Annotated in this window: 19 protein-coding genes; 2 read left to right on the top strand and 17 right to left on the bottom strand. The window is 66.5% G+C overall.

The window, feature by feature from the left end; all coding sequences use genetic code 11:
* Positions 1–2 precede the first annotated feature (2 nt).
* From ACN5W5_RS17030 to ACN5W5_RS16975, 12 genes are all read right to left on the bottom strand, one after another.
* Entirely contained in the window at positions 3–1,388 is a 1,386-nt protein-coding gene (locus tag ACN5W5_RS17030; RefSeq protein WP_420049682.1) for a TolC family protein, read from the bottom strand.
* A 108-nt stretch (positions 1,389–1,496) separates the two neighbouring features.
* Positions 1,497–1,847 (bottom strand): hypothetical protein, encoded by a 351-nt coding sequence (locus ACN5W5_RS17025; RefSeq protein WP_420049681.1) that lies wholly within the window; start codon positions 1,845–1,847, stop codon positions 1,497–1,499.
* A 57-nt stretch (positions 1,848–1,904) separates the two neighbouring features.
* Complete coding sequence (locus ACN5W5_RS17020) at positions 1,905–2,126, bottom strand: GDCCVxC domain-containing (seleno)protein (RefSeq protein WP_420049680.1); 222 nt, start codon at positions 2,124–2,126, stop codon at positions 1,905–1,907.
* Entirely contained in the window at positions 2,123–2,656 is a 534-nt protein-coding gene (locus ACN5W5_RS17015) for a hypothetical protein (protein WP_420049679.1), read from the bottom strand. The genes ACN5W5_RS17020 and ACN5W5_RS17015 overlap by 4 nt, the downstream gene beginning before the upstream one ends.
* Positions 2,657–2,658: 2 nt before the next feature.
* Positions 2,659–4,875 (bottom strand): copper-transporting P-type ATPase, encoded by a 2,217-nt coding sequence (locus tag ACN5W5_RS17010; RefSeq protein ID WP_420049678.1) that lies wholly within the window; start codon positions 4,873–4,875, stop codon positions 2,659–2,661.
* Between the two features lie 73 nt (positions 4,876–4,948).
* Positions 4,949–5,185, bottom strand: coding sequence for an SHOCT domain-containing protein (locus tag ACN5W5_RS17005; RefSeq protein WP_420049677.1), 237 nt, complete (start codon positions 5,183–5,185; stop codon positions 4,949–4,951).
* A gap of 16 nt (positions 5,186–5,201) precedes the next feature.
* A complete protein-coding gene (locus tag ACN5W5_RS17000; protein ID WP_420049676.1) occupies positions 5,202–5,414 on the bottom strand; it encodes a hypothetical protein in 213 nt (70 codons plus the stop codon).
* Between the two features lie 104 nt (positions 5,415–5,518).
* The gene (locus tag ACN5W5_RS16995) at positions 5,519–5,965 is read right to left on the bottom strand and encodes a c-type cytochrome (RefSeq protein ID WP_420049675.1); all 447 of its coding nucleotides are present in this window, start codon (positions 5,963–5,965) and stop codon (positions 5,519–5,521) included.
* A 53-nt stretch (positions 5,966–6,018) separates the two neighbouring features.
* Positions 6,019–6,285: a copper-binding protein gene (locus ACN5W5_RS16990; protein ID WP_420049674.1), complete on the bottom strand. Its 267-nt coding sequence runs from the start codon at positions 6,283–6,285 to the stop codon at positions 6,019–6,021.
* 130 nt (positions 6,286–6,415) lie between these two features.
* Positions 6,416–6,907 carry a cupredoxin domain-containing protein gene (locus ACN5W5_RS16985; RefSeq protein WP_420049673.1) on the bottom strand — a complete coding sequence of 164 codons (492 nt, stop codon included), beginning with the start codon at positions 6,905–6,907 and terminating at the stop codon, positions 6,416–6,418.
* Between the two features lie 56 nt (positions 6,908–6,963).
* Positions 6,964–8,352 carry a multicopper oxidase family protein gene (locus tag ACN5W5_RS16980; protein ID WP_420049672.1) on the bottom strand — a complete coding sequence of 463 codons (1,389 nt, stop codon included), beginning with the start codon at positions 8,350–8,352 and terminating at the stop codon, positions 6,964–6,966.
* 13 nt (positions 8,353–8,365) lie between these two features.
* Complete coding sequence (locus tag ACN5W5_RS16975) at positions 8,366–9,475, bottom strand: TolC family protein (RefSeq protein ID WP_420049671.1); 1,110 nt, start codon at positions 9,473–9,475, stop codon at positions 8,366–8,368.
* Positions 9,476–9,620: 145 nt separating this feature from the next.
* Here ACN5W5_RS16975 and ACN5W5_RS16970 point away from each other — a divergent pair, with 145 nt between their 5' ends.
* Both ACN5W5_RS16970 and ACN5W5_RS16965 read left to right on the top strand, forming a co-directional pair.
* The gene (locus tag ACN5W5_RS16970) at positions 9,621–10,307 is read left to right on the top strand and encodes a heavy metal response regulator transcription factor (protein ID WP_420049670.1); all 687 of its coding nucleotides are present in this window, start codon (positions 9,621–9,623) and stop codon (positions 10,305–10,307) included.
* Entirely contained in the window at positions 10,307–11,698 is a 1,392-nt protein-coding gene (locus ACN5W5_RS16965; RefSeq protein WP_420049669.1) for a heavy metal sensor histidine kinase, read from the top strand. Before ACN5W5_RS16970 ends, ACN5W5_RS16965 begins: the two co-directional genes overlap by 1 nt.
* A gap of 415 nt (positions 11,699–12,113) precedes the next feature.
* Here ACN5W5_RS16965 and ACN5W5_RS16960 read toward each other — a convergent pair whose 3' ends face one another.
* The 5 genes from ACN5W5_RS16960 to boxA all read right to left on the bottom strand — a co-directional run bounded on the left by ACN5W5_RS16960 (position 12,114) and on the right by boxA (position 18,831).
* Positions 12,114–13,712 carry an MFS transporter gene (locus ACN5W5_RS16960; RefSeq protein WP_420049668.1) on the bottom strand — a complete coding sequence of 533 codons (1,599 nt, stop codon included), beginning with the start codon at positions 13,710–13,712 and terminating at the stop codon, positions 12,114–12,116.
* 227 nt (positions 13,713–13,939) lie between these two features.
* Positions 13,940–15,142 carry a 3-oxoadipyl-CoA thiolase gene (gene pcaF / locus ACN5W5_RS16955; RefSeq protein WP_420048526.1) on the bottom strand — a complete coding sequence of 401 codons (1,203 nt, stop codon included), beginning with the start codon at positions 15,140–15,142 and terminating at the stop codon, positions 13,940–13,942.
* Between the two features lie 48 nt (positions 15,143–15,190).
* Positions 15,191–16,705, bottom strand: a complete 1,515-nt coding sequence (locus tag ACN5W5_RS16950) for a 3-hydroxyacyl-CoA dehydrogenase (RefSeq protein ID WP_420049667.1) — start codon at positions 16,703–16,705, stop codon at positions 15,191–15,193.
* Positions 16,702–17,502 carry an enoyl-CoA hydratase-related protein gene (locus ACN5W5_RS16945; protein WP_420049666.1) on the bottom strand — a complete coding sequence of 267 codons (801 nt, stop codon included), beginning with the start codon at positions 17,500–17,502 and terminating at the stop codon, positions 16,702–16,704. Before ACN5W5_RS16945 ends, ACN5W5_RS16950 begins: the two co-directional genes overlap by 4 nt.
* 9 nt (positions 17,503–17,511) lie before the next feature.
* Complete coding sequence (gene boxA, locus ACN5W5_RS16940) at positions 17,512–18,831, bottom strand: benzoyl-CoA 2,3-epoxidase subunit BoxA (RefSeq protein ID WP_420046582.1); 1,320 nt, start codon at positions 18,829–18,831, stop codon at positions 17,512–17,514.
* Positions 18,832–18,981: the final 150 nt, after the last annotated feature.

Raw genomic sequence — 18,981 nt, 5'->3', positions numbered from 1 at the left:
GGTCAGTCCGTTTCTGTTGGGTTCAAGGCCGCATCGATGGCCTCAGCCGACCGGGGAGCGTCGTCGGGCAGGAGGTACGCCAGCCGGGCCCACAGGCGCGCGGTCGAAAGGTGCAGATCGACGCGCTCCATCTCCAGGGCCAGGGCCGTGCGCCGGGCGGCGAGCACGTCGCCCAGCCGGGCGTTGCCGCCGCGGTAGGTGGCCTGTGCCAGGTCCACGCGCTGACGTGCCCAGGGCAGCCGCTCGCGGTCGATCAGTGCCAGCTGTTCCAGCCCGGCCCGCCAGGCAGCCAGCCAGCGCTCGGTCTCGGCGAGCGCCTCGCGCGCGCGCTCCTCGCGCTCGGCCTGCAACTCGTCCGCACGCGCCAGGCGCGCAGCCAGCACACGGTCCTGGCGCTGCGCCCGGTCCCATTGCAGCGGCACCGACATCGCCAGCGAAACCATGTTGTCGTAGCGTGGGCGCCGGTGGCTGAACATCAGCTCGGCACTCCAGTCGGGTTGGCGATCCTGTCGCGCCCATTCGGCGTCGGCCTCGGCGGTGGCCAGGCGCGCGCTCGCCAGCACCAGGTCCGGGTGTTGCTGCAGATGGGGCGCGAAGCCTGTGGTCGACAGCGCCAAGGGCGTCAGCGCGGGCGCATCGCCCAGGGGCCGATCGGGCGCCATGCCGGTCCAGCGGGCCAGCGCCTGGCGCGCGTTGACCAGGCCGGCCTCGGCGCCCAGCAAGGCTTGCTGTGTCTGGGCGACTGCGTCGCGCGCATTCAACCAGTCCACCGACGGGCTGCTGGTGCCAGCGGGCAGACCGCCGCGGGTGGCGGCTTCGGCCGCCTGGAGCTGCAGCCGGTTCTCGTTCAGCTGTGCACGCAGCAAGGCGACCCGTTGCTCCTGGGCGTGCCTTTCAAACCACGCGATGGCGGTGTCGCGCCGCAGGCTGGCGGCGCGCTGTGCCCGCGTGGCCAGGGCCACCTCGGCTTCGCGCTCGAAGCGTTGCGAGCGGGCCTGGCGCTTGCCCTCGGCGGGGAACGCCTGCATCAGCGAAACGGCCTTGCTGGTCATGGGCTCGGCCGATGTGCTGAAGCGGTTGTCGCCTTCGATGGGCAGGCTGTTGAGCGAGACCCGCAGCACCGGGTCGGGTCGCTGACCCGCTGCCACGGCGGCTTCCCGCGCCGAGCGGGCCGCGGCGTCCTGCGCACTCAGGGCCTGTGAGCGTGCCAACGCAGCTTCAACGGCCATTGAAAGATCCAGCGGTCCGTGGTCCGATGCCCGGGCGGGCAATGCGATGCCCAGCCACAGGGCCATCAGCAGGGCGGTGGTGTTGACGATGTGGTTGCGCGCCAGGGCGCGAACCACCGGCCTTGCGGGCTTGCTCATGCCCGTTTGAAAGGCTTGCATATCTCTGCTCCATGAAGATGAACATGGGCTGCGCGCGCCACTGGCGGGCAGCCGCGTCACGGACCGCACGCCAGCCTCAGCTGCGGTGCGCGGTCCGGATCAACGGAGTCAGAGCGTGGGGGGGCGCCAGACGCTGGCGGGAGCGCCGCGGGGCGGTGTGGGTGTGGCGGTCACGAGCAGGACGCTCGCCGGCAAGGCCTGAGCCACGGGCTGTGAGCGCGGAGCGAACCAGCCGGTGGGCGCCTGGCAGTCCTGGTCGGTCTTGCAGAGCTTGCCGGTGAGCGCCGCGGTCGCTGCGTCGTTGCAGCAGTCGCCGAGGTCGGCCATCGCTTCGCTGGTGTCAGCGGCTTGCATCGCCATCGCCTCGCCCATGGGGCAAGGCGCTTGCACAACGGCGCCCGCAGCCCAGCCCTGAAGCGGGATGGCGAGGCACAGCAGGAGCGCGATGAAAAAACGCATGGGACGGATTCTAGGCGGGCGAACAGGACACGGAGCGCGTGTTGCGTTTGATCTCGATCAACGGCGGTCGCAATGGCTGGCGCTGCCGGCCTGCCGCGGAGGACAAGGCACCGAACCGTAGGAGCAAAACACGCAGCAGTCGCCGGTTTGGGGTTTGAGCACGGCGTGGCACTGTTCGCATTCGTAAAACCAAACGCACGCGTCGGTGGGCATGGTTTCGGTCTTGCGGTGCCCGCAATGGGGGCAGGTCAGTGTGGAGCTGAGCTGGAGCGTGGTCATGGTGCTCTGCGATGGCGCCAGACATGCAGCGCAACGATCAACATCGCCAGGTAGTTGGCGACCATGAACCACGGTGTGTTCCAGGCCAGTCCGTCAAATCCCCAAGACGTCACCGGATAAAAAACGGGGGAGGGATAGAACTCGGCGGAATGCGTGAACACGTCGATCACGATGTGCGACCACCAGCCCAGCAAGGGTATCCAGAACCGGCCCAACCAGACCCAGCTGATGGCGGTGACCACACCGGCCGACAGGGCACTGTGCATCACACAATGCAGGTTGTGGGTGAGTGCCGTGTAAACCGGAGACGGCGGGGGCTCGTACCCCGGAAGGGCGTTGGCGTAGGCCAGCAGCACCGTCCAGCCGTCGGGCGAGAACAGGGCCAGATAAACGAGAGGCAACAACTGCGCAAGGTCGGGCACCACGGCCAGACCCACCGCCAGCACCGCGGTTCGGCGGTCCAGGCGCCGGTGCCGGTGCATCCAGGCCGCGCCAACGCCCACCCACAGACCATGCGCAAGGATGTCCATGCTCAATGACCCGGGTGTGGTGCTCCGCGATGAATGGGGACCGCCCGAAGGCGCAGCGCATTGCCAATGACCGAAACCGAACTCAGGCTCATGGCCAGCGCGGCAATCATCGGCGAGAGCAGCCAGCCGGTGAACGGGTACAGAAGACCCGCGGCCAGGGGAATACCCAGCGCGTTGTACATGAATGCAAAGGCCAGGTTCTGCTTCATGTTGGCCACAGTGGCCACCGAGAGCTCGCGCGCGGTGGCGATGCCGCGCAGGTCCCCCTTCACCAGCGTGAGCTGGGCGCTGTTCATGGCCACGTCGGTACCGGTGCCCATGGCGATGCCGACATCGGCGCGCGCCAGCGCCGGTGCGTCGTTGATGCCGTCGCCGGCCATCGCCACCACGCGGCCCTCGGCCTGGAGGCGTTCGACCAGCTGGAGTTTGTCGGCGGGCTTGACCTCGCCATGCACCTCGTCGATGCCCAGGCGCTGGCCCACGGCGCGCGCGGTGGTCAGGCCGTCGCCCGTGGCCATCACCACGCGGATGTGGGCCTCGCGCAGCGAGGCCAGGGCATCGGCCGTGGTGGCCTTGACCGGGTCCGACACCGCCAGCAGACCGGCCAGTGTCCGGTCCACCGCCAGGTGCATGACACTGGCCCCCTGCCCTCGCAGCGCTTCGGCTTCGGTGGCCAGCGGTGACACATCCACTCCGAGTTGATCCATCAGCGCCGTGTTGCCCAGCGCCAGCGACTGCGAACCCACAACACCCTGCACACCGATGCCGGATCCGGAGTCGAACCGTTCGGGCTTGTCCAGCACCAACCCCTGCTGTTTCGCGGCGGCCACGATGGCGGCGGCCAGCGGGTGTTCGCTGCCCTGATCGAGGCTGGCCGCCAGGCGCAGCACCTCGTCTTCGGAAAACCCACCGAAGCCGACCGCCCGCTCGAAGGTCGGCCGCCCTTCGGTCAGCGTGCCGGTCTTGTCCACGATCAGGGTGTCGACCTTGCGCAGATTCTCGATCGCGGCGGCGTCTCGGAACAGCACGCCGCTGCTGGCGCCGCGCCCGGTTGCCACCATGATGGACATGGGCGTGGCCAGACCGAGCGCACAAGGGCAGGCGATGATCAGCACGGCCACGGCGTTGATCAGCGCGTAGACCCAGCTCGGTTCGGGCCCGAACAGGCCCCAGCCCAGGAAGGTGAGCAAGGCGGCGCCCACCACGCCGACCACGAAATACCCCGCCACCTGGTCGGCCATGCGCTGCATGGGCGCGCGCGAGCGCTGCGCCATGGCCACCATCTGCACGATCTGCGCCAGCACGGTGGCCGATCCCACGTGTTCGGAGCGCATCACCAGCGCGCCGCTGGTGTTGAGCGTGGCGCCGATGAGCTTGTCGCCCACCCGTTTCGTGACCGGCAGCGGCTCGCCGGTGAGCATGGACTCGTCGAGTGCGCTGCTGCCCTCCACCACGGTGCCGTCCACCGGCACCTTCTCGCCAGGTCGCACACGCAGCAGGTCACCCACGTGCACATGCCCCAGGGGCACGTCTTCTTCCTGGCCGTCGGCGCCGATGCGGCGCGCCGTCTTGGGTGCCAGACCCAGCAGGGAGCGGATCGCCGCAGAAGTCTGCGAACGGGCCTTGAGTTCGAGCAATTGCCCCAGCAGGGTGAGCGAAATGATCACCGCCGCCGCTTCGAAATAGACCGCCACGCGTCCCATGGAGAGAAACGAATCGGGGAAGACCTGCGGGGCCACCGTGGCCACCACGCTGTACACAAAGGCCGCACCGGTGCCCAGACCGATCAGGGTCCACATGTTGGGACTGCGGTTCACGATCGACTGCGCGCCACGCACAAAGAAGGGCCAGCCCGCCCACAACACGATCGGCACCGAGAGCACGAGTTCGATCCAGCTCTGCACCGCCATGTCGAACCAGCCGAGCTGGTGACCGGCCATGGCCAGCACGGTGACGGCGATGGTGAGTGGCAGCGTCCACCAGAAGCGCCGCTGGAAGTCCTGGAGTTCGGGGTTCTCCTGTTCCTCCAGCTCGGGCAGCAAGGGCTCCAGCGTCATGCCGCACTTGGGGCAGTTGCCGGGGTGGTCCTGGCGCACCTCGGGGTGCATGGGGCAGGTGTAGACGGTGCCTGGCGCCCGGGTCGGGACGTCCACAGGGGCCGCGGTCGGCGCGGATGCATTGGTCGGCGAATGCACGGGGTGGTGGTGGGAGTGATCCATGGTCAGTGGCCTTGCCTTTGTGGGTGATGGGCCGTGGCGCCTTCATGGCGTCCACCGCTGTCTTCGGTTGCCCTCAGTGCTTGCCGGCGTTCCGATCCTGCAGTGCTTTCGCCTGCTCGTAGGCTTCGGGGGTGATTTCGCCCCTGGCCAGTCGCCGCTGCAGCAGTTCGTGCGGCGACCGACGTTCCGACCGCCGGGAGCGCTGCTGCGGAGACCAGAACGTGTAGACGACGATGATCACCAGAATCAACCAAAAAATCCACCAGAAGGTGTGCATGCCACCCATGTCGTACCCGTGATCAAAGAACATGGCGCCACTTCCTGGCTCAGTTGGGCGCTGCGATGGGCATGCGCTGCATCACCCTGTCCATGCCCTCGTGCATGGCCTGCGGGTGATCGGCCATCAGGGCGTGGCACTCGGCCGGCGTTGGGGCGGCAGCCGGGTGGTGCTGGGTGTGCTCGACCCCCTGCTGCGCCGCAGCGGAAAACGCCACACCGGTGACGGCCACCGCCAGAAGGGTCTGAATACGTTTGGACATGTCGATTTCTTTTCATGACTGAACGCTGGCGGGATGGCCACGCGGTCACTGTAGGCATCGGCTGGGGTCGGCAGAATGACCCGAAGATGACAAGAATGTCAGGATCAGCGCGACGAGGTCTGGCTCGCCTGGCGGTTGATCCCGTTGTGGTGGGCCTGGGTGTCGGACGGCCAACGGGACTTGATCCAGGACAGCACGGCCACGATGTCGGCATCACTGAGCGTGTCGCCAAAGGCCGGCATGTTGGAGGCGTAGTCCGCCAAGCCTGCAGCCTTGGCCACGCCCTCTTTGGTGAGGCGAATCAACACATCGTCAGGGTGGTGCCAGGTGTGACCGGTTTCGTCATGGGGTGGCGCTGGCAAGCGCCCGTCGGCACCCCGCTCCCGCCAGTTCGCCTGCCCCTCCAGGTTTGCACCGTGGCAACTGGCGCACTGCGCCTGATAGATCTGCGCCCCCCGCTGCAGCAACGCAGCGTCATCCAGGCGAAACACGCCCGCAGGGTTCGACCCGAACGGATCGGCGAAGCGCCACCAGAAAAAAGCTGCGGCCACCCCTGCCAGTGCAAGGCCGGCCGCAACAACACGGTAGGACCGGGATCGCAGGATCACTTCGCGGGCTGGATGTCGGTCACCATCATCTGACCATTTTCGTTCGCGGCCATGAACTGGATCTTGGCACCGACGGTGGTCTTGTCCAGCAGGGCCTTGTCCTTGACCACAAAGACCATGGTCATCCCGGGCATGTCCATGTGCTTGATGTCACCATGCTTGATGGTGATCTTGCTGGCTTCCTTGTTGATCTTGCGGACTTCACCATCGGTCATGCCGGGCATTTCCGCCATTTCCGCCATTTCCATTTTCCCGTGGTCCATGTTCATCTGGGCGAAAGCTGGGCTGCCGACAAAAGCCGTGACAGCCAAAACGGTTGCGTTCAAAAAAAGTTGCATCTTCATCGTGGTTCCTTGAGCGGTTGGGTTGAAACGTTGCTTGATGGAAATCGGGTTACTTGGCCGCCACCTTGACCTGCCCCTTCATGCCCGCGTCGAAATGCCCCACGTGCAGACACGCGAAATCAACGGCGCCAGCTTTGGTGAAATGCCAGATCACCTCGCCTTGTTTGCCGGGCGCGAGTGAAATCTTGTTGGGTTCATCGTGTTCCATGTCGGGAAATTTCTTCATCACCTCGTAGTGCTCCAGCAGCTCTTGTGGCGTCCCCAGGCTGAACTCGTGTTTGACGCTGTCGGTGTTCTTCAGCACGAAACGGATCGTTTCGCCTTGCTTGACCCGGATGTCCGAGGGCTGGAACCGCATGCCGCTGTTCATGTCGACCTGGATCGTGCGAGTGACCTTCGTGGCGACACCGGGCTTCCCGATCGGGGATTCGTGGTGTCCGCCGGCGTGGTTGCCGGCGGCCAGGGCGGCCGTGGTGACCAAAAGAGCGCCAGAGAAGACCAGAGCGGAGCGCAGGGATGGGACGGAGCGGGCAAATGACATGGAGGTTCCTTCGGGTGCGGGTGGGAAAGTGGTTGAGGAAGACAGTGTGGTGCAGTTCAGTGCGACATGCCTTTGGCGGTGGGCTTGATCGCCTTGGCGGTCGCCGGCGTCGTGTCGCTGTTGGCTGCGGGGCGTGGCGCCGGAGGGAGCGCGCCATTCCATTCGTAAGCGACGGTACCTTCCGGGAATTTGTAAGGACCCGGGTCCTTGTAATCACCCGGTTTCTGGTCCTTGCGGACCTTGAAGACCGTGAACATGCCGCCCATTTCCAGCGGGCCGAACTGCCCGGTGCCGGTCATCATGGGGGCCGTGTTGTCGGGAATGGCCATCTGCATCTCGCCCATGTCGGCCATGCCGCGCTCGCCCATCAGCATGTAGTCGGGTGCGACCTTCTGGATCTTCTTGACCAGGCCTCGGTGGTCCACGCCGATCATGGTCGGCACGTCGTGCCCCATGGCGTTCATGGTGTGGTGGCTCTTGTGGCAGTGCATGGCCCAGTCGCCCTCTTCGTCGGCGATCAGCTCGATCTGGCGCATCTGGCCCACGGCCACGTCGGTGGTGACTTCGTACCAGCGGGTGGACGGTGGCGTCGGCCCGCCATCGGTGCCGGTGACCAGGAACTCGTGCCCATGCAGGTGGATGGGGTGGTTGGTCATGGTGAGGTTGCCGATGCGGATGCGCACGCGATCGTTCAGGCGCACGTTCAGGCTGTCGATGGCCGGAAACACCCGGCTGTTCCAGCACCAGATGTTGAAGTCCGTCATGGTGTTGATCTTGGGCGTCTTGCTGCCGGGCTCCACGTCAAACGCATTGAGCAGGAAGCAGAAGTCACGGTCCACGGCGCTGATGTGCGGGTGTTGGGCCTTGGGGTGCGTCACCCACATGCCCATCATGCCCATGGCCATCTGCACCATCTCGTCGGCGTGCGGGTGGTACATGAAGGTGCCTGGTCGACGGGCCTCGAATTCGTAGACGTAGGTCTTGCCCACGGGGATGGCCCGCTGGGTGAGTCCGCCCACGCCGTCCATGCCGCTGGGCAGGCGCTGGCCGTGCCAGTGCACCGTGGTGTGCTCGGGCAGCTTGTTGGTCACGAAGATGCGCACGCGGTCGCCTTCGACCACCTCGATCGTGGGTCCCGGGCTCTGGCCGTTGTAGCCCCACATGTTGACCATGAAGCCCGGTGACACCTCACGCACCACGGGTTCGGCCACCAGGTGGAATTCCTTCACACCGTTGTTCATGCGCCAGGGCAAGGTCCAGCCGTTGAGGGTCACCACCGGGTTGTAGGGTCGGCCGGTTGTCGGGATCAAGGGTGGAGCGGTTTCGACCGACGTCTGGATGACGGGCTCTGGCAAACCGGCCAGGGCGGAGCGGGCCACGGCCAGGCCCGCCACGGAAGCGGCCGCGCCTGCGAAAAACTGTCGTCTGGAGTTGGTGTTTGTCATGTGTTGTGTCCTTTCAATGTGCAGCCGCAGCAGGGGCGTCTCCACCTGCTCCACCCAACGAGACAAAGCTGTCGGGTGCGCCACCTTGCAAGACCCACTGCAGATCGGCCTCGGCGATCCAGAAGTCGCGTTGCGCACCAATGGCCTCCACCGTGGCTTGTGACTGGTTGCGAACTTCGTCGAGAAGGTCCCAGACACTCTTGAGCATGCCGTTGTAGTGAAGGACCGTTTCTTCGGTGACGAACTCACGGATTTTCAGGACGTCCCCCTGGCTGTCGAGCGCCAGCGCATGGGCTGCCATGTAAGCGTTCATGGCCCCTTTGAACAGCGCCCGGTTGCGGAGGCTTTCTGCGGCAGGCAACTGGTTGCGAATCGCATCGGCGCGCTTCTGCAGATCGGCCTCGGCCATGGGCTGCGCCGGGATGGCTGGAAGTTGGTCCGGGAGCGAAAAAGCCTCCTGCAGGCCCGTTTGCCCCATGGTTTTGACCAGATTGCTTTGTGCCTGGGCGGCGGCTTGCTGCGCACGCCGGAGGTTCATCCGGGCGTTTGATGCGGCCAGTTGAACAGGCGACAGCTGCAACTTGCTCCAGTTGCCCACCGTCACCATGCGCTGTCCCAGCTCATGGGCGGCCTGGGCAGCTTCCAGCATGTCGCGCTGGTGCTTCAAGACCTGCTGAGCCGCCACGGCCTCCAGCCAGGCTTTGCGCCCTGCTGCCGCCACCTCCAGCACCTCGTCGGCATCCTCGATGCGACGTTGCAGGCTGGGGTCGAGCGCTGTCAAGCGGCCCTCAGCGATCAATTGCTCGTTCTTCGGACCCAGTTTCGACAAAGGACGGGCGAGTTCGCGATGCACCGTCCAGGCCATGCGAACCGCCGCCTCGGCCGTCGGGATGGCAACATCTGTGGTGCTGCCTGCCATCGTGGCGGATTCACCCGGATGGGCCTGCTCCCACTTGAGCACGTCGACATGGCCACGTTTGAGCGCACCCACCGCGTCATTGGCCCGACGCCAGTCGGATTCTTGAGAAGAACGGGCCGTCTGAGCGGAGAGCGCAAGCGGCAGGGCCAAGATGCCCGCCACCAGCAGTTGGCTCGTGGCCCGGTGACTAAACGAAGATTTCACTGCAATCGCTCCTTTTTGATATGGATCAAAAGGGGCGGATTCTGCGGGTGGTCGTCCGTCAACTCCCTGTCGGTTTGATTACAAAACTGTCATTTTTCTCCGAGCGGCCGCCCGCGCGGGCAAACTAGCGGTCAGGAGCACGACCGTGAAGATTCTGATTGTTGAGGACGAGCCCAAGGCGGGTGACTATTTGAAGCAAGGCTTGCGGGAGGCCGGCTATGTGGTGGATCTCGTCACCAATGGTGTTGACGGTCTCCACCATGGGCTCGAAGGCGACCACGACCTGTTGATCCTGGACGTCATGCTGCCCGGCATGGACGGGTGGCAGGTCTTGAGCAGCCTGCGCAGCCAGGGGCGGGAGATGCCGGTGCTGTTTCTCACCGCCCGCGATCAGGTGGAAGATCGCGTCAAGGGTCTGGAGCTGGGGGCCGACGACTACCTGGTCAAACCGTTTTCGTTTGCCGAACTGCTGGCCAGGGTGCGCACCATCATGCGGCGCGGTCGCTCGGGACTGGAAGCCACCACGCTGCAGGTGGCCGACCTGGAGCTGGATCTGTTGCGCCGGCGCGTGACCCGGGCGGGCAAACGCATCGACCTGACGGCCAAGGAGTTCGGCTTGCTGGAACTGCTGATGCGCCGCCATGGCGAAGTCCTGCCGCGCTCCTTGATCGCTTCGCAGGTGTGGGACGTGAACTTCGACAGCGACACCAATGTGATCGAGGTGGCCATGCGCCGCCTCCGGGGCAAGGTGGACGACCCCTTTGAACCCCGTCTGATCCAGACCGTGCGCGGCATGGGCTATGTGCTGGAAGAGCCGGAGGCTTCGAACTGATGCTCGGGCGACTGCCACTGACCGCGCGCCTGACCGCCTTCTACGCGCTGGTGTCGGCCACTGTGCTGGTGGGGCTGGCGGTTCTGGTGGCGTTTGCGACAAGCCGCCACTTTGTCGAACTGGACCGGGATTACCTGCAGGACAAGATCGGGCTGGTCCAGAAGATCGTCAGCGAATCCGAGTCGCCGGAACTGCTGTCCCGCCGGCTCGATGAGCTGCTGGGCAGCCACCACGGGCTCTTCATCGAGCTGCGCCAGGGCGACGGTGCGGTGCATGGCACCGAAGACATGGTGTTCCCCTCGGGCCTGGCCCCGGAAGGTGCCACCCCCACCGACTGGACCCAGGGTGATCAAACCCTGCGCGGCCTGAGCGCGCGCATCGAACCGCCCTCGGCTGCGTCGAACGCGGCGGGCGCGGACGGCGCGCCCATGCAACTGCTGATCGCCCTGGACACCGGGCACCACCTGCATTTCATGCGGTCCCTGAGCCAGACGCTGGCGCTCTACTCGCTGGGGGCCATCCTGGTCAGCGGCCTGCTGGGTTGGTGGGCCGCGCGCCGCGGCCTGGCGCCACTGCGCATCATGAAAGAGCGTGCCATGACGGTCACCGCGCAAAAGCTGGACCAGCGCATGCCCGTCGAAGCCGTGCCGGTGGAGTTTGCCGATCTTGCCGAAAGCCTCAACACCATGCTCGCGCGCCTGCAGGCGGACTTTGCACGTCTGCAGGAATTTTCCAGCGATCTGGCCCATGAGCTGAGAACCCCCATCAACAACCTGCTGACCCAGACCCAGGTGTCGCTGGCGCAGAAACGGGATGCCGAAGCCTACCGGGACATCCTGGCCTCCAACGCGGAAGAGTTCCAGCGACTGGCGCGCATGGTGTCCGACATGCTGTTCCTGGCCAAGACGGAGCACGGGCTCGAACTCCCCTACCCGGAAGCGATCTCGCTGGATCAGGAAGCGCTGGACCTGTTCGATTTCTACGATGCCGTGGCCGATGAAAAGCGCATCCACTTGAAGATCGCGGGAGAAGCCCAGGTCATGGGGGACCGTTTGATGGTCCGGCGAGCCATCGGCAACCTGCTGTCGAATGCACTCAGGCACTCGCCTGCTGATGCCGAAGTCGAGGTGGCCATCGAAGAGAGGACTGGCGAAGCCACCCTTTGCATCTCCAACAGGGGATCGACCATCGCGCCCGAGGTCTTGCCACGGTTGTTCGATCGTTTCTTCCGCGTGGACAAATCGCGCAGCCATCCGGAATCCGATGGCACAGGTCTCGGCCTGTCCATCACCCAAGCCATCATGGCGGCCCACGGCGGTTCCGTTTCAGTCACATCGGCCGAAGGGAAGACCACCTTCTGCCTCACGTTTCGCAGCACGCCTGCGATTTGAGCCTTGAACACCTTCCGCCGGGCCATTGGCGTGGGGGTGCCGGAACTCGATGCCTGCTTTGCCGCGCTGGCGTGTGAGTTGCCGTTCCGCTTCAGTTCTGGACAAATGCATGGCAATTGCAGCAGGCGGCGAGAACAGTGCTTGCTGCAACAGCGCTCGCCTTGCCAGGGCCTGGTGGTGTTTTGGGTGGCACCTTGAAGTTCGGATCACAGAAAACGGAGGTTTCATCCGCCTTCCCGCCCATGATGTGAACGGGCGCACCGCCAAAAATGCGTTCCAGGACGTCCCGGGACGTCTTGCAGGACACCCTGAAAGCCCCGTTTCCCCTGGAGAAACGGGGCTTTTTTTCTGGGCGTCCCGTCGCGGTTCCTGCCATCCCAGGTTTTCCTCGCAAGCGGGTTGGCACCCTCGGTCGTCAGGAAGACCCCGTCGTCGTCTCCATCAGGCTGCGGGTGACGCGCGGTGGCTCCTCACCGAGGTGAAAGGCCAGCTTGCGGTCACGCAGCGCCACGTCGGCGGCGGTGACGCGGTCGAAGCGCCGCAGGTGATCGGTCCAGGACTCGTCGATGATGACTTCGACAAAACGGCTGGGGTCGTGGATGTCGTGCAGCAGCTCCCATGACAGGGCCCCGTGGCGCAGGCGGCTGCGGCGCCCCTCGCCCAGCATCAGGTCGCGGAAGTCGGCCGCGCGTGCCGGATCGATGCGGTACTCGACCATCACCATCACATGGCCCCGGGGCGGCGGTTCTGTGATCTGTGGCGCCGGAAAAATGCGCTTGGGCGTGAGGTCGTCCTCCAGCCCGGAGTCCGGCATCAGGCGGTTCGCCAGAAACATGGAGAGCAGCCCAGTCACGGAAGCGATGCCCAGGCTCACCGGTACGCTGGTCCAGGTGGCCACCTGGCCCCAGATCGCGGCCCCCAGGGCGCTGGCGCCCATGATCGCCATCTGGTACATGGACATGCCGCGCGCACGCACCCAGTCGGGCAGGCCCATCTGGATCGAGACGCTGAGCGTGTTGGCGGAGGTGATCCAGGCCGCGCCGCCCAGGAATATCGCCGGCACCGCCACCCAGACCTGGTCGGTCAAGGCCATGGTCGCCATGGCACCCGCCTGCAAGGCCGTGCCACGCAGGACGAGACCGTTACGCGGATAACGGCGGCGCAAGGCGGGCAGGAACGCCGCAGACGCGATGGCGCCCGCGCCCATGGCCGCCAGTAACAGCGTGAAGGTGCCGGCACCGCCGCCCTGCATGCCGCGTGCCAGCAGGGCCAGCAGCGCCAGCAGCGCGGTCGAATGGAAGAAAAAGATCGAGATGCGCAGCAGCACGCCCTTCAGGTGGTAGGACTGGGCCACGTACTGCAGGCCCACGCGCATCGCGGTGCCCAGGCGCTCGCGCCCCAGCGGGTGCGGCTTGTGCTCGTGCTTCCAGCGGCTGATGATGACCGCGGCCACCACGGACAACACCGCGTTGAGCAGGAACACCCAGGCGCTGCCGGCACTGGCGATCAGCGCGCCGGCCACCAGCGGGCCGATGATGCGCGAGGCGTTCATCGACACGCCGTTGAGCGCCAGCGCCGCCGGCAACTGGTTCCGGGGCACGATCGTGGGCACGATGGCCGAGAACACCGGCCAGCGCATCGCCATGCCGATGCCATTGAAAAACGTCAGTGCCAGCAGCAGGGCCGGGGTCATCGCGCCCAGGAAGATGAAGGCGCTCAGGATCGACGCCACCACCGCCACCCACAGCTGGGTGAAGAGGAAGAAACGCTTGCGGTTCAGGCCGTCGGCCAGCGCGCCGCTGGGCAGGCCCAGCAGGAACACCGGCAGCGTGGACGCTGTCTGCACCAGCGCGACCCAGATCGGTGTCGTGGTGAGCGAGGTCATCATCCAGGCGGCCGCCACATCGCTCATCCACATGCACACGTTGGCCATGAGCCAGGTGATCCACAACATGCGGAAGACCGGCTGGCGAAGCGGCGCGATGGGGGACAGGTCGTCGTCGGTGCGTGGCATAGGGGCACTACTGTAGAGGGCGCAGCTCCCTTCACGCTGAAATGGTTGGAATCACCCTTGAAATGGCCTGTGCCTCGAACCGTTGGCCGCAGTGGCCCGCTGCCTGGTGACCGCCTTTGGCGTTGTGACGTCTCCCCGGATCCGATCACTTCCCAACCGGCGTTGGGCGGCTCCCGGCTTGTTGATCCGACCGCTCCCCAACCCCTCTCAGCGTCGCGGTCGCGGGTTCAGACGCGCTCGATGATCAGAGCGATGCCCTGCCCCACCCCGATGCACATGGTGCACAGCGCGTAGCGCCCGCCCGTGGCGTGCAGGCGGTTGACCGCCGTGGTGGCCAGGCGGGCGCCACTGGCGCCCAGCGGATGACCCAGCGCGATGGCGCCGCCCCAGGCGTTGACCCGTTCATCGTCGTCCTGCAGACCCAGGGTGCGCAGCACCGCCAGGCCTTGGGCGGCAAAGGCTTCGTTGAGTTCGATCACGTCCAGCTGCTCCAGCGTCAGGCCGGTGAGCGCGAGCACCTTCTGCGTCGCTGGCGCCGGGCCGATGCCCATGATGCGCGGGGCCACGCCGGCCGTGGCCATGCCGACGATGCGGGCCTTGGGCGTGAGTCCGTTCTTGGCGGCGGTGGCTTCATCGGCCAGCAGCAGCGCGCAGGCGCCGTCGTTCACGCCGCTGGCGTTACCCGCCGTCACCGTGCCGTCGGGCCGCACCACGCCCCTGAGCTTGGCGAGTGTTTCGAGGCTGGTTTCGCGCGGGTGTTCATCGGTGTCCACGACGATGGCGTCGCCCTTTTTCTGCGGAATGCTCACGGCGCAGATCTCGCGCGCCAGATGACCGGCTTTGATCGCGGCGACGGCTTTCATCTGGCTGGCCAGGGCCATGCGGTCCTGCGCCTCGCGCTCGATGCCGTAGTCGGTGGCGACGTTTTCTGCCGTTTCGGGCATGGAGTCCACGCCGTACTGGGCCTTCATCAGCTTGTTGACGAAGCGCCAGCCGATGGTGGTGTCGTAGACGGCGTTGTTGCGGCTGAAAGCGCTCTCTGCCTTGGGCATGACGAAGGGTGCGCGGCTCATGCTTTCCACGCCGCCGGCGATCATCAGGCCGGCTTCACCGGCCTTGATGGCGCGTGCGGCCGTGCCCACGGCGTCCAGGCCGGAGCCGCACAGGCGGTTGATGGTGGCGCCCGGCACCTCCAGCGGCAGGCCGGCGAGCAGGCTGCTCATGTGGGCGACGTTGCGGTTGTCTTCACCGGCCTGGTTGGCGCAGCCGAAGAGCACGTCGGTGATGGCGCCCCAGTCGACGTTCGGGTTGCGCGCCATCAGGGCACGCAACGGGATGGCGCCGAGGTCGTCGGTGCGCACGCTGCTGAGCGCGCCGCCGTAGCGGCCGAAGGGGGTGCGGATGGCGTCGCAGATGAAGGCCTGGGTCATGGGTGTCTCACGCAATCGGGTTGAAGGAATGTGTCGGTGCGATGCAGGTCATGCCCGCTGCCGCCTGAGCCAGGGGCTGATGCGGTAGCGTTCGCCGCGGTAGTGCGCGTCCAGCGCCTCCAGCACCTGCGTGGCGCCCGCGACGCTCCAGCGCGCCAGCCACTCGAACGGCCCGGCCGGGTAGTTGACGCCGAGTTTCATCGCGGCGTCGGCGCCTTCGGGGGTGCACACGCCTTGCAGCACGGCGTCTGCGGCCTCGTTGATCAGCATCGCGATCGTGCGCGCCACCACCAGCCCGGGCGCGTCGGCCAGGGGCACGGGCGCAAAGCCGAGCGCGGCGAGCCAGGCTGGAGCCTGCTCACGCCAGGCGGCGCCGGCCTGGGGCGCCACCGCATACGCGAGCGCGCCGCCGGACACCGTCGGCCACAGCAGCGGGCGGTCAAACACCGCCACGTCGGCCACCCCTTCACGCGCCGCGATCTCACCCGCGGTGCGACCGTCCGTGAGCACGAGCCGGGCGTCGCCGATGTCCAGGCCCACCCAGGCACTGTGCCGCTCACGTGAGGGTGCGGCGTCGCAGGACAGCCCGCCCTGGATGACGAGCTGTTCCAGTCGGTCGGCGATCTCGCCGTCGCCGTGCACGGTGACGGGGCCCGCCGCCATCGGTGCCTCGTGCGCCGTCGCGGGCAGCGCGGGTGCGCCCTCGGGGTAGGTGTAGAAGCCGCGCCCGCTCTTGCGGCCCAGCAGGCCACCGTCCACCAGCTCGCGCTGGACCAGCGACGGCACGTAGCGCTTGTCGCCAAAGTTGGCCTCGAAGACCGAGTTCGTGACCGCGAAGTTGGTGTCGTGGCCGATCAGGTCCATCAGCTCACAAGGCCCCATGCGAAAACCCGCCGCCTTCAGGCAGGCGTCCAGGCGCTGCGGCGTGGCCGCCTGCTCCTGCAGCAGGGCCAGGGTCTCGGCGTAATACGGCCGCGCGATGCGGTTGACGATGAAACCCGGCGTGCTCCGGGCGTGCACCGGCACCTTGCCCCAGGCCACGCTCAGGGCTTCGATGACCCGGGCCACCGCCGCATCGGTCTGCAGCCCGGACACCACCTCCACCAGCTTCATCTGCGGCACGGGGTTGAAGAAGTGCATGCCCACGAATCGCTCGGGCCGTTGCAGGCCGTTGGCGATGGCGGTGACGGAAATCGACGAGGTGTTGGACGCCAGGATGGCGGTCTCACCGACCACCGACTCCAGCTGCCGGAACAGGCTGCGCTTGGCATCGAGGTTTTCGACGATAGCCTCGACCACCAGCGCGGCGCCCGCGGCCGCGTCCAGCGAAGGGATCGGCTCGATGCGCGCCAGCGTGGCCGCCGCAGCCTCGGCGGTGATCTTGCCCCTGGCCACCAGGCCATCCAGCGTCGCCGCGAGTTTCGTCTTGGCCTGCGCCGCGGCACCCTCGCGCATGTCGAAAAGGAACACCGGGTGGCCCGCCTGGGCCGCCACTTGCGCGATGCCCGCACCCATGATGCCGGCGCCGACGACCAGCACCGGCGCGTTGTTGAGAGAGGTCATGTTGCGCTCGGAATCCAGGGGGCGGGTCGTTTGGCAAGGAAGGCGGCGAAGCCCTCGCGCGCCTCGTCGGTGCCGCGCACGCGGCTGATGGTCTGCGCGGTCAGCTCTCGCGCCTCGGGCGTGATCGGCCCGACGTGCAACTGGGCGAACAGCTGCTTGATCTCGGTTTGCGCGTTGGGGCCGCCAGCAAGCAGCTCCTGGACGGTCGCATCCACCGCGGCGTCCAACGCTTCCAGGCGCACCACCTGCTGCACCAGGCCGATGGCCAGCGCTTTCGCGGCATCGATGCGCGTGGTGGTGAGGGCCAACCACTTCGCCTGGCGCTTGCCCACCGCGTTGGTCACATAGGGGCCGATCACGGCCGGCAGGATGCCGAACCGGGCTTCGCTGACGGAGAAACTGGCGTTGTCGGCGGCCACTGCGACGTCACACGCGCAGGTCAGTCCGACGCCCCCACCGAGCGCCGCGCCCTGCACCCGCGCCACCGTGGGTTTGGCGCAGGCTTCGATGCGCGCCAGCATGCCGGCGAAGCGGCGCGCGTCCGCCAGGTTCCATTCGTGGCTCGCGGCGCTGGCGCGCTGCATCCACTGCAGGTCGGCCCCCGCGCTGAAATGTTTGCCGTCGCCCGCCAGCACGATCACGCGCACGGTAGGGTCGGCCTCCAGCCCGGTGAACGCGGCGTCGAGTTCACCGATCATGGTTTCGTCGAAGGCGTTGAACACCGCCGGGCGCGACATGGTGACCTGGGCCACGCCAGGGATGCGCCGCGAGACGACCAAGGTATCAAAAATGCTCATGTCCATCATTCAGTAGGTTTCCAGATGCAGGCGCCCTTCGCGCTTGAGCGCCGCGCCGATCTGCTCCCAGCTCAACCCGGCCTGGGTGGCCACGTCGCGCAGCGCCAGCACCACGCCCTCTTCCATGCTTTTGAGGCCGCACACATAGAAGTAGGTGTTCGGGTCCTGCAGCAGCACGGCCAGGTCGGCCGCGCGTTCGCGCATCGCGTCCTGCACATAGCGCTTGGGCTGGCCCGCCGTTCGGCTGAAAGCGAAGTGGGTGTCGATGAAGTCCTTGGGCAGGTTCTGCAGCGGGCCGAAGTACGGCAGTTCTGCCTGCGTGCGGGCACCAAAGAACAACATGAGCTTGCCGCCTTCGAACTTGCCCGACTGCCGCAGGCGGCGGCGCCACTCGGTCATGGCCCGCATCGGCGCCGAACCGGTGCCGGTGCAGATCATCACGATGTTCGATTTGGGGTGGTTGGGCATCAGGAAGCTGGTGCCGAAGGGGCCGATGACTTCGACCGTGTCGCCCACCTGCAGGTCGCACATGAAGTTGCTGGCGACCCCACGCACGGGCTGACCGCTGTGGTCTTCGAGCACGCGCTTGATGGTCAGCGAGAGGTTGTTGTAGCCCGGGCGTTCGCCGTTGCGCGGGCTGGCGATGGAGTACTGGCGGGCGTGGTGCGGTTTGCCTTTGGCGTCGGTGCCGGGCGGGACGATGCCGATGCTCTGGCCTTCGAGCACGGGGAAGGGCATGCTGCCGAAGTCCAGCACGATGTGGTGGGTGTCGTAGTCGTGGCCGGCCTGTTTGCCGACTTCGGTCACGCGCACGTTGCCGGTGACGGTGGCGGTGACGCTCTTGTGCGCGGCCTTGGGGCCGTAGAGGTTGGTGTAGGCGTGGGCGGCGCTCCAGGGGGGAATGGTGGCACCAAAGGCGGCGGACTTGAAGGCTTCCTGGCCGGTCGGGTCGGCCGTGGTTTCTGCGGTGGCTTCGGTCTCGGCCTCGGCTTCGGTCTCGGCGCTGACCACATCGGCCGCTTCATCACCCACCAGTGCGGCGCGTTCGGCCGCCGACAGCTCGACGGGCAGCGTGTCCCAGGTGAGCTGCTCGGCCAGCGAATAGGCCTTGATGCGCGGCATGGTGCGGTAGTTGTCGATGGAGCCGGTGGGGCACGGCGAGATGCAGTCGTTGCACCAGTTGCACTTCTCGGCATCGACCACATAGTTGCGCGAGTCGTGCGTGATGGCCTGCACCGGGCAGATGGATTCGCAGGTGTTGCAGCGGATGCAGATTTCCGGGTCGATCAGGTGCTGCTTGATGACGGCGGCTGCGGCAGGCGCGTTCATGGGGTGTCTCCGTGGGGGTGTTCTTTGGGCAGTGTAGGTCGGGGGGTTTGGCCTGGTTCGGGGGATTGCTTTTGCCTTGGGTTTCTGCGTTGGGCTCTTTCTGGCTTCTGGGTTGGCGTTGGCCTGGCGCCGCGCGACACGGTGCGGCCG

It is taken from the genome of Hydrogenophaga sp. ZJX-1 (assembly GCF_048590325.1).
In the GTDB taxonomy this organism is placed as follows: domain Bacteria; phylum Pseudomonadota; class Gammaproteobacteria; order Burkholderiales; family Burkholderiaceae_C; genus Hydrogenophaga.
Note: the sequence above shows the minus strand (reverse complement) of the source record. Positions and strands in the feature narration are given on the sequence as shown.

Coding starts and splice junctions, on each gene's coding strand:
- ACN5W5_RS17030 (WP_420049682.1), bottom strand. CDS start 1,388: ATGCAAGCCTTTCAAACGGGCATGAGCAAGCCCGCAAGGCCGGTGGTT.
- ACN5W5_RS17025 (WP_420049681.1), bottom strand. CDS start 1,847: ATGCGTTTTTTCATCGCGCTCCTGCTGTGCCTCGCCATCCCGCTTCAG.
- ACN5W5_RS17020 (WP_420049680.1), bottom strand. CDS start 2,126: ATGACCACGCTCCAGCTCAGCTCCACACTGACCTGCCCCCATTGCGGG.
- ACN5W5_RS17015 (WP_420049679.1), bottom strand. CDS start 2,656: ATGGACATCCTTGCGCATGGTCTGTGGGTGGGCGTTGGCGCGGCCTGG.
- ACN5W5_RS17010 (WP_420049678.1), bottom strand. CDS start 4,875: ATGGATCACTCCCACCACCACCCCGTGCATTCGCCGACCAATGCATCC.
- ACN5W5_RS17005 (WP_420049677.1), bottom strand. CDS start 5,185: ATGTTCTTTGATCACGGGTACGACATGGGTGGCATGCACACCTTCTGG.
- ACN5W5_RS17000 (WP_420049676.1), bottom strand. CDS start 5,414: ATGTCCAAACGTATTCAGACCCTTCTGGCGGTGGCCGTCACCGGTGTG.
- ACN5W5_RS16990 (WP_420049674.1), bottom strand. CDS start 6,285: ATGGACCACGGGAAAATGGAAATGGCGGAAATGGCGGAAATGCCCGGC.
- ACN5W5_RS16985 (WP_420049673.1), bottom strand. CDS start 6,907: ATGTCATTTGCCCGCTCCGTCCCATCCCTGCGCTCCGCTCTGGTCTTC.
- ACN5W5_RS16980 (WP_420049672.1), bottom strand. CDS start 8,352: ATGACAAACACCAACTCCAGACGACAGTTTTTCGCAGGCGCGGCCGCT.
- ACN5W5_RS16965 (WP_420049669.1), top strand. CDS start 10,307: ATGCTCGGGCGACTGCCACTGACCGCGCGCCTGACCGCCTTCTACGCG.
- ACN5W5_RS16960 (WP_420049668.1), bottom strand. CDS start 13,712: ATGCCACGCACCGACGACGACCTGTCCCCCATCGCGCCGCTTCGCCAG.
- pcaF (WP_420048526.1), bottom strand. CDS start 15,142: ATGACCCAGGCCTTCATCTGCGACGCCATCCGCACCCCCTTCGGCCGC.
- ACN5W5_RS16950 (WP_420049667.1), bottom strand. CDS start 16,705: ATGACCTCTCTCAACAACGCGCCGGTGCTGGTCGTCGGCGCCGGCATC.
- ACN5W5_RS16945 (WP_420049666.1), bottom strand. CDS start 17,502: ATGAGCATTTTTGATACCTTGGTCGTCTCGCGGCGCATCCCTGGCGTG.
- boxA (WP_420046582.1), bottom strand. CDS start 18,831: ATGAACGCGCCTGCCGCAGCCGCCGTCATCAAGCAGCACCTGATCGAC.